The organism is Blautia sp. RTP21359st1_E11_RTP21359_211015, from assembly GCF_040910705.1.
GTDB lineage: Bacteria > Bacillota > Clostridia > Lachnospirales > Lachnospiraceae > Blautia_A > Blautia_A fusiformis.
On sequence record NZ_JBDGAB010000038.1, the window covers coordinates 25884 to 34912 of the forward strand.

At 44.1% G+C, this 9029-nt stretch carries 9 protein-coding genes and 1 pseudogene; 8 read left to right on the forward strand and 2 right to left on the reverse strand.

Translation table 11 applies throughout. The features are described 5' to 3' along the window. The first annotated feature begins 134 nt into the window (after positions 1 to 134). Entirely contained in the window at positions 135 to 827 is a 693-nt protein-coding gene (locus tag AB5026_RS12990; protein ID WP_059086976.1) for an amino acid ABC transporter permease, read from the forward strand. Then, on the forward strand, positions 814 to 1557 hold the full coding sequence (locus AB5026_RS12995) for an amino acid ABC transporter ATP-binding protein (RefSeq protein WP_021651603.1): 744 nt from the start codon (positions 814 to 816) through the stop codon (positions 1555 to 1557). The genes AB5026_RS12990 and AB5026_RS12995 overlap by 14 nt, the downstream gene beginning before the upstream one ends. 106 nt (positions 1558 to 1663) lie before the next feature. Here the strand turns inward: AB5026_RS12995 and AB5026_RS13000 are convergent, their stop codons facing one another. Together AB5026_RS13000 and AB5026_RS13005 are read right to left on the reverse strand one after the other, a co-directional pair. Beyond that, the gene (locus AB5026_RS13000; protein WP_173740604.1) at positions 1664 to 2722 is read right to left on the reverse strand and encodes a Gfo/Idh/MocA family protein; all 1059 of its coding nucleotides are present in this window, start codon (positions 2720 to 2722) and stop codon (positions 1664 to 1666) included. Between the two features lie 15 nt (positions 2723 to 2737). Further along, on the reverse strand, positions 2738 to 3943 hold the full coding sequence (locus AB5026_RS13005; RefSeq protein WP_368213448.1) for an ROK family transcriptional regulator: 1206 nt from the start codon (positions 3941 to 3943) through the stop codon (positions 2738 to 2740). A 236-nt stretch (positions 3944 to 4179) separates the two neighbouring features. On the opposite strand from AB5026_RS13005, the gene AB5026_RS13010 reads away from it, so the two are divergent. The 6 genes and pseudogenes from AB5026_RS13010 to AB5026_RS13035 form a co-directional block, all read left to right on the forward strand. Further along, positions 4180 to 4425 (forward strand): hypothetical protein, encoded by a 246-nt coding sequence (locus tag AB5026_RS13010; RefSeq protein WP_368213450.1) that lies wholly within the window; start codon positions 4180 to 4182, stop codon positions 4423 to 4425. 14 nt (positions 4426 to 4439) lie between these two features. Next, positions 4440 to 5477 (forward strand): Gfo/Idh/MocA family protein, encoded by a 1038-nt coding sequence (locus tag AB5026_RS13015; RefSeq protein WP_368213452.1) that lies wholly within the window; start codon positions 4440 to 4442, stop codon positions 5475 to 5477. A 63-nt stretch (positions 5478 to 5540) separates the two neighbouring features. After that, positions 5541 to 6785, forward strand: a complete 1245-nt coding sequence (locus AB5026_RS13020; RefSeq protein ID WP_368213454.1) for an ABC transporter substrate-binding protein — start codon at positions 5541 to 5543, stop codon at positions 6783 to 6785. Positions 6786 to 6930: 145 nt separating this feature from the next. Next, complete coding sequence (locus AB5026_RS13025; RefSeq protein WP_173739739.1) at positions 6931 to 7812, forward strand: carbohydrate ABC transporter permease; 882 nt, start codon at positions 6931 to 6933, stop codon at positions 7810 to 7812. After that, complete coding sequence (locus AB5026_RS13030) at positions 7812 to 8651, forward strand: carbohydrate ABC transporter permease (RefSeq protein WP_022426872.1); 840 nt, start codon at positions 7812 to 7814, stop codon at positions 8649 to 8651. The genes AB5026_RS13025 and AB5026_RS13030 overlap by 1 nt, the downstream gene beginning before the upstream one ends. 55 nt (positions 8652 to 8706) lie before the next feature. Then, positions 8707 to 9029 (forward strand): annotated as a pseudogene (locus tag AB5026_RS13035) (sugar phosphate isomerase/epimerase); the annotation flags it as partial.

Consider the following 9029-nt stretch of genomic DNA (forward strand, 5'->3'; position numbering starts at 1 on the left):
AGAAATCAGAGGATTCTGAACGGATAAGCTGAGAAACAGATATTCGTTGCAGGGTTCAGTAGCGAATGATCAGGTTCCGGATATCCGGGTATGTTTTCCGGATTTCGGAACCTGTAGTTTTGGAAAGGGTGGAAATTTTGAGTCTTATTGAACAGTTTCAGTTTAACTTTCTGGACGACAATCGCTGGCAGTTCATTTTGTCCGGTCTGAAAAATACCATCATCATTACTTTTTTTGCTGTACTTCTTGGTATTTTTCTGGGATTTGTCATTGCTATTGTCCGTTCTACACATGATAAGACAGGTAAGCTTAAGATCCTTAATGTGATCTGTCGTGTTTATCTGACTGTGATCCGTGGCACCCCAACGATGGTACAGCTGCTGATCGTATTTTATGTTATTTTTGCAACCATAGATCCGGGTAAGATAGTTGTTGCCATTATCGCCTTTGGTATGAACTCTGCTGCATACGTGGCTGAGATCGTCCGTTCCGGTATCATGTCTATTGATCAGGGTCAGTTTGAGGCAGGACGGAGCCTGGGTCTTAACTATACACAGACTATGATCAAGATCATTCTTCCGCAGGCGGTCAAGAACATCCTGCCGGCCCTTGGAAACGAGCTGATCGTACTTTTGAAGGAGACATCCATCAGTGGTTATATCGGACTTATGGATCTGACCCGTGGCGGAGACATTATCCGAAGCCAGACCTACAGTGCACTGTTCCCGCTGCTGGTAGTAGCTGCGATCTATCTTGTGATCGTTTGCTTCCTTACCTATCTGGTAGGAAGACTTGAAAGGAGGCTGAGAACCAATGAGCGTAAGTAATGAAGTGCTTCTGGATGTACAGGGACTTGAAAAGGCCTATGGCGGCAATCAGGTTCTCAACGGGATCACCACACAGATCCGCAGAGGTGAAGTAGTAGCCATTATCGGACCATCCGGCTGTGGTAAATCTACATTCCTCCGTTCCCTGAATCTCCTTGAGGAGCCGACCGGGGGAAAAATCCTCTTTGAGGGAACCGACATCACAGATTCCAAGGTGGATATCAACCGTCATCGTCAGAAGATCGGAATGGTATTCCAGCAGTTTAATCTTTTTCCACATAAGACAGTAAAAGAGAACATTATGCTCGCACCTGTGACTCTGAATCTTATGAGTAAGGAAGAGGCTGAAAAAACGGCACTGGAGCTTCTGGAGCGAGTAGGTCTTCCGGATAAGGCAGATTCCTATCCGGACATGCTTTCCGGCGGTCAGAAGCAGCGTATCGCCATTGCAAGATCTCTTGCCATGAACCCGGACGTGATGCTGTTTGATGAGCCTACATCTGCTCTTGATCCGGAGATGGTAGGAGAGGTCCTGGAACTGATGCAGGAGCTTGCAAGATCCGGCATGACCATGGTTGTGGTAACTCATGAGATGGGCTTTGCCCGCGAGGTGGCAACCAGAGTCCTCTTCATTGATGAAGGAAAGATCCAGGAAGAAAACTCTCCTAAGGAATTCTTTGCAAATCCAAAGAATAAGAGACTTCGTGAGTTTCTTTCAAAGACATTATAATGACATTATAAATATAAGAATATTAAAAACGGATGCTTTATCCTCCTGTGGAAATGCTGCAGGAGATAAAGCATCCGTTTTTTATAGTTACAGAATAGTGACGTAGTTATTTCACCGGCTGGTTCAGATCACTGTAGGTTACATCCTCAAAGGGGAGAGAGATGCGTTCTCTTCTAGCAGAGGAAAGGTAGATTCCTTTTACCATTTCCAGGGTTTTTCTGCCTTCCAGTCCGTCGATGGCAACGGGAAGATCCTCACGGACGGAACGATAGAAGTCACGGATCTGCAGGTGATGGCTGCTTCCCCAGTAATCAGGGCCCACATTTGTGGTCTCATAAGTGTTTCGGATCTCGGCATAGGTGCCGTCCAGCTCGTAATAGCCCATGTCCTGCTTAAGACCCAGGCGTCCTTTTTCTCCGATCAGTTCAATATTGATCGGGGAATCGGCTCCGTAAATGTTGCATGCATATAGATTATAAAGACAGCCGTTTTTGAACATGATAGCAGCGTCTGCGGCATCCTCTACCTTTACAAAATGGTGGACATAATTATGGATACTTCCGTCGATCCATTCCACATCGGAATCCAGCATATATCGAACACGATCAATGCTGTGGATCGCCTGGTCGATGAGAACACCGCCGCCCTCTTTGTCCCATGTTCCCTTCCAGTCACTTCCGCTGTAATAGTCGAGCGGACGGTTCCAGGTCAGATAGGAACGTGCGGTAAGGATTTTTCCGAAATCACCCCGCTGGATCATTTCGCGGAGCTTTTCCACACTTTTTGTGTAACGTGTCTGGAAGATAACGCCCAGCTTTACATGAGTTTCTTCGGCGGTACGGATCATTCTGTCTGCATCCTGAAGACAGGTGGCAATGGGCTTTTCGGTAAGGACGTTAATGCCGGCTTTCATGGCTTTGATGGCCATGACCGGGTGCAGGAAATGCGGCAGACAGAGATGTACCACATCAATATCCTTATCCAGGATCTCATCAAAGTCCGTAGTCCAGGAACAGTTAAATTCCTCTGCAAAGGCTTTGGCAAGAGCTGGATCTTTGTCAACGGCATATACTAATTCTACTTCATCGCTGAGACGATGGAATGCATCCGCATAAGAGACGGAAATACGGCCGCAGCCTACAATAGCAGCTTTCAGTTTTTTCATGGCTTCCTCCTTATATCATCCGATAAAAAAATTCGTCGGATCCTGATTTGTAAAAGAATAGTGGATATCAAAAAAGTATTTCATGGCTCCGTTCAGGAACGAATCACTCTGGAGCTGGGAGTAACGGACAGTCACGTTATCTACCATCCTGCGGAACCCGGTTTTTTTCAGGTCTTCCCGTACTTCATTGAGAAAATATTCGCCAAGATCCGGAATCTTTCCGCCAAGAACGATCAGAGATGGATTTACGGTACTGATCAGATTACTCAGGGCGATGGACAGCTCCCATGCCATCTCCTTTACCATAGCAAGAGCGGTTGGATCGCGGAAGGTGGCAGCCTTTCCCAGATCTGAGAAGGTGATTTCTGAAAGTGCGCTTAAGGATGGAATCTGTCCGAATTCCGGGATCCTGTTTTTCAGAGCCTGCTCCGAGATCATAACTTCCAGACATCCGTGATTTCCGCAGATACATTCCGGACCGTGAGGATCGATGGAATAATGGCCGAACTGGGTAGAGGAACCACTGGCAGTTCCAAGCATGCTTCCTTCTGTGAAAAGGGTGGCACCGATGCCGCGGCCGAAATTGAGAAAAGCAAAATTTTTCTCTTTTATATTGCCATAGACCTTTTCCGCGTAGGAATAGCAGGCGGTATCATTGAGAAGATCAACCGGGTATCCCGGGAATGCAGTCTTCAGAGATTTAATGATCTGAGTGCTTTCCATGGAAGGCAGATTCAGGGTCGTGGAATATACTTCATTGCTGGAGGCGTCGATCATGGCGGACATTACTATGCAGATGCCAAGGATACGGTCAGGAGCACAGTGTTCCAGAATGGATTCCCGGAAACAGGAGCCGGAGCATGCGACATGATTTTCATCTTCGGAAAGCTTCCGTGATTCATGAAAGACGGAAGTACCGGCAATGTCCACAAGATAAGCTTCGACAGCATTTTCATGCCAGTTCATGACAACAACGTAGTAGCTGTTCATCCGGACCTGAAGGCAGTTCGGCTTACGTCCGATGCTGTCGGATTCTCCGATACCGCTGTCCACAATGAATCCCCGTTCGATCAGTTCATCTACAAGAGTAGATACGGTTGTTTTGCTGAGCTTCGTCTGCTTGGCAAGGTGTGCTCTGGATATTCCGGGACTGGAATAGATGGAAGTATAGAGCCGTTTCATATTCGTGTTCTTAATAACCTGCTGATTAACAAGTTTCATAGTTTCTTTTCATCTCCAATCCTTTAAAAATAAACGGTACCGAAAAATATTAGTAAAGTCTCCGCACTAAATATATCCTATCATAGATACAGAAAATAATCAATATGTGGCTGTACAAAGAAAATATTGACTATCATAGAAGAAAAAATGTAAAAATACGACAATTCTAAAATGAAGAGCAATATAACACAGGCATTTTTTGGAAGACTGGTAAAAAAATGGAGATAAATAGTACAGTGACAGGAATAATTGATTACAAATGCGCAAGATGCACAAAAAAATACTTGAAATATTGTTTATTATACAAGAAATGCACATTGAAAGACGGAAAAACGGAAAAGAATGTTGACAGATACGGCAAAGGATGCTATCCTAAATCCAAGCTAAGAGCAGCAAAAAAGAGAGCTTGTAGCAAGAAACACAGACATTTTTGCAAAAAGCTTTTATTTTTTGAAATATTAGTTAGGCCACTGGACAAATAAAGAGAGGTAGAGAGATGAGAATAGGCGTGATTGGATGCGGCGGAATGGGAACGACTCATTACTTATCCCTGAAAGTCTTATCAGAAAAAGAGGATGATGTTGAGGTAGTTGCCCTGTCTGACTGCAGAAAAGAATTTCTGGACAAAGCGGCATCATATTTTCCGGAAGCTGCCACATATGAATACGGAATGGAACTGATCGAAAAGGAGCAGCTGGATATTGTACATATCTGTCTTCCAAGCTATCTGCATGCAGAACATGTAGTGAAGGCACTGGAAAAAGGGATGAATGTACTGGTGGAAAAACCGGTATGTCTGACCGAAGAGGATTGCCAGATGCTTCTTGAAGCAGAAAAAAGATCCGGGAAGAAGGTTATGGTAGGACAGGTAGTACGTTCCTTTGAGGAATATAAATATCTGAAGGAAGCTTACGACACAGAAAAATTCGGAAAGCTGAAATCCATTACTATGGAGCGTATCAGCGGAGATGTGAAATGGGGATTTGAGGACTGGTTCCATAATGAAGAAAAGAGTGGTTCCGTTGTGCTGGATCTTCACGTGCATGATCTTGATTTTCTGCGTTATATGCTGGGTGAGCCGGACAGCTTCCAGGTAAAAGCCAGCAGATTTGAAAGTGGCATGATCAATCATATCATCACGGAGTATGAATTCGGAGATGTTTTTGCTACAGCAGAGGGTATTTGGGATGAGTCATCGGCAATGAAGTTCCATGCAGCGTTCCGTGCACATTTTGAGGATGCTACGATAGAATTTAACGGTGCTCAGTCACCGAGCCTGACAGTATATAAGAAAGACGGAACTGTGGAGACGCCAGAGCTCAAAGCTGAATATGAAGGCGAGAGTGATGTGGCGGGAATCAATGTCTCCAATCTGGGACCATATTATACAGAGATCAAATATTTCCAGGAATGCGTCAGAGAAGATAAACCTGTAGAGGTTGCTCCTTTGATCGAAGGAGTAAGATCCGTACAGCTTGGGATTAAAGAGTGGAATGCGGCAAAAGAGTATGTAAACACACACGAAAACAAATAATGAAATTTTCACTGAAAGGCAGTGAGAAAAATAAAAAAAGCTATTCAAAAGGAGGATATGCAAATGAAAAAAAGAGTGATTTCTATTCTGTTATCAGCAGCAATGATCTCATCAATGGTAGTTGCAGGAGGGGTAACTGCACATGCTGAAGAAAATGTAACACTGAATGTATTTGATGCACATGCTTATGGTCTGGAAGAATATGACGAGATGGTAAAAGCCTTCGAGGAATCACATCCGGGTGTGACTGTTGATGTACAGCATGCAGCCAACGATTACGACACACTGCTTCAGTCCAGAGTAAACTCCGGTGATACACCAGACGTATTTGATGCTGAGGCCGGAACAAAAGCGAAAATGTACTATGATTATGCTTACGACTGGAGCAATGATACAGAAGTTCTGGACAAGTTCAATGAGGACGCTGTAAACCTTGGAAAAGATGACGAGGGAAATGTAAAATCTCTTCCATGGACCTATGAGAACATGGGTCTGATCTACAACAAAGACTGCTTTGAGAAAGCTGGTATCGACAAGCTTCCGACAAACATGGATGAGCTGGAAGAGGCATGCAAGAAGCTGAAGGATGCAGGCATCACTCCGTTTGCGCTTGCTTCAAAGGAAACATGGGTATTAGGACAGGTTGCAACACATTTCATGATCGACAAAGACAAAACAGCTGCTGAGACAGTAGATGCGATCAAATCCGGAGAGACATCATTTGCAGATATGCCTAACTGGGAGAATCTTTACAAATTTCTTGATCTTGCTGTAGAGTATGGTCCGGACAAGCCGCTTGAGGTTGACTGGGAGACATCAGAGAATATGCTTGCAAATGGCGAAGCAGCTATGATCCATATGGGTGACTGGTGCCAGTCTACACTGGATTCCTTTAATCCGGATGCAAATCTTGCATTCCTTCCATTCCCGGTAGGCTCCGGTGAAGATGATGCAACTGTATTATCCTCCTGTAACTGGACTTATATTGTAAACAAAGATTCCAAGAATCTGGATCTTGCAAAAGAGTATTGTGAGTTTATCCTTACCTCCGAAGAAGGCCAGAAATGGATGGCAGAAGGTGTAGGCGCTGTTCCTGGTGCAAAGTCTGATATGAAAGTAACCGGCGCTCTTGCAAATGATGCTAAGACCTATATCGATGCTGGAAAGACAAACGGCTGGATCCACACAATTGCTCCTGGCAGCTACGCAGATGAGTGTGGTCCGTATCTCCAGTCCTACATGCTTGGAGATATGAGCGCAGATGAAGTAACACAGCTTTTCCAGGATTTCTGGACATCTGCAGAATAACAAGGAACTCCAGGAGCCGAAGAGAAACAGATTTGTTGATTTTGGGCTGACGGAATGTAACTGACAAAAGAGGGAGACAGGCAGCAGGTTTGCCTGTTTCCCCAATATAAACCAAAGAAAAATTGAATTTCTGGAGGGGATAGGATTGAAAAACAAAAAAACAAAGGATCTGGCAATTTTTGCATTGTTTGTCTTTCCGGCAGTTGCTTTTGTACTGTTTGCCACAGATATTCCATTTGTAATGAATCTGTACTATTCGGTATTTAATTGGAATGGAATCGGCAAGAACATGGAATTTGTAGGACTTGCCAACTATGTGAAAATTTTTACTGCTGACCCGCTTTTTTGGAAAGGTGTCAGATTTACTCTTAAATTTGCAGTATTTTATGTTGTTATCGTAAACATTGTTTCTCTCACAGTTGCTATCGTAATGGCACGTGAGAACAAAGTGAACAGTCTTGGACGTGCTTTTTATTATATTCCTTATATCATCAGTCTGACAGCGATCAGTCTGATCTGGAAATTTATCCTGGGACCTGGCTTTGAGGCTCTTTACAGTGTTACAGGATGGGAATTCTTTAACTGGAGCTGGCTTGGAACACCGAAGCTTGCTTTTTATGTAGTTGTTGTCATGGCAGTATGGCAGAATCTTGGTTTTTACATGGTCAATTATATCGCAGGAATCATTGCAGTTCCGGGAGAGCTTCTGGAAGCGGCAAGAATCGACGGAGCAACCTCTTTCCAGGTATTCCGCAAGATCACAATTCCGATGATCATGCCTGCGATCTCGATCTGTATGCTGACATCAATGACATTTGCGTTTAAGTTATTCGATATTATCATGGTATTTACAAAGGGCGGACCTGCGAATTCAACTGTTTCCGTTGCGTATAATATTTATAAGGAAGCTTTTGTTAACAGCAAATATGGTCTTGCTACTGCCAAATCTCTTGTATTTGTAGTATTTGTTCTGATCATTACAGCAATTCAGATGAAGATTACCAAGAGTAAGGAGGTTGAGGCATAATGAAGAAGAAACCAAAGAACCTGCGGCAGGTGAATGCACTGACGATCATTATTTTTGTATGTGCGATCTTCTGGCTGATGCCGCTGGTATTGATCTTTATAAACTCATTTAAACCCTATAATGATATGCTGCAGGACTTTCTGGCTCTGCCCAAGTCATGGAGCCTGAAGATGTATATGGAGACCTGGACGAAATTCGGTTTCCCGTCTCTGATCTTTAATACATTGCTTTATACATTCTGCACTGTCATCCTGGTAGTGCTTATGGCGCCGATGGCAGCCTATAAGCTCGCAAGAACAAAAAGCAGACTTAGCAAAATATGCTTTGTTCTGATCATCATGCCGATGATGGTTCCGTTCCAGTCTTACATGATCACCTTGACAAGACTGGTTTCCAACGTGAAACTGACTGGAACAAGAACCGGATATATTCTGGTAAGTGTGGGCTTATGTATGCCTCTGGCAGTATACATGATCCATGGATTTGTAAAAAATGTTCCTATCGATCTGGAAGAGTGTGCATGTATTGACGGCGCAGGTAAGATCCGCACCTATTTCAGCATTGTACTTCCGCTTCTGAAACCGATCCTCACGACGGTCGTTGTTTTGGATGCACTGGCAACCTGGAATGATATCATCACCAACCAGCTGATCGTTGGCGGAAACACAGTGGCAATGAATATCCAGAATGCACTGTACATGCAGTTTTCCGCACAGACAGCAGACTGGGAGCATGCACTTCCCGGAATCGTAATGTCCATGATACCGAGTCTTATCTTCTTTGTTGTGATGCAGAAGCATATTGTAGGTGGTATTACTGCCGGCGCGGTAAAAGGCTGATCTTGGTGGTATAAGTAGTATAATATGAGATAATACAGGAAGGAGAACAGAACCTATGAAAGTTGGAGTTTTGATCGAATTTACAAGCAATACAGATATTGATGCAAAATTTGCTGAGCTGAAGGAAATGGGTGTGGACAGCTGCCAGCTGGTATGCTGGGATCGTCCGACACTTCAGGATGATGCTATGGCAGAGTCCATTAATAAAGGTCTGGAGAAATACGGGATCCACGCAACCGCATTCTGGTGCGGATGGGAAGGCCGCAGAGTATGGGATTTCTATGAAGGACAGCTGACACTTGGCCTGATCCCGTCTGATTACAGAGTTGAGAGACTGAAGATGCTTATGGAAGGTTCTGACTTTGCGAAAAAGATCCA

Excerpts from the sequence above, each read along its gene's own strand:
- AB5026_RS12995 (WP_021651603.1), top strand. The coding sequence starts at position 814 with ATGAGCGTAAGTAATGAAGTGCTTCTGGATGTACAGGGACTTGAAAAG.
- AB5026_RS13000 (WP_173740604.1), bottom strand. The coding sequence starts at position 2,722 with ATGAAAAAACTGAAAGCTGCTATTGTAGGCTGCGGCCGTATTTCCGTC.
- AB5026_RS13005 (WP_368213448.1), bottom strand. The coding sequence starts at position 3,943 with ATGAAACTTGTTAATCAGCAGGTTATTAAGAACACGAATATGAAACGG.
- AB5026_RS13015 (WP_368213452.1), top strand. The coding sequence starts at position 4,440 with ATGAGAATAGGCGTGATTGGATGCGGCGGAATGGGAACGACTCATTAC.
- AB5026_RS13020 (WP_368213454.1), top strand. The coding sequence starts at position 5,541 with ATGAAAAAAAGAGTGATTTCTATTCTGTTATCAGCAGCAATGATCTCA.
- AB5026_RS13030 (WP_022426872.1), top strand. The coding sequence starts at position 7,812 with ATGAAGAAGAAACCAAAGAACCTGCGGCAGGTGAATGCACTGACGATC.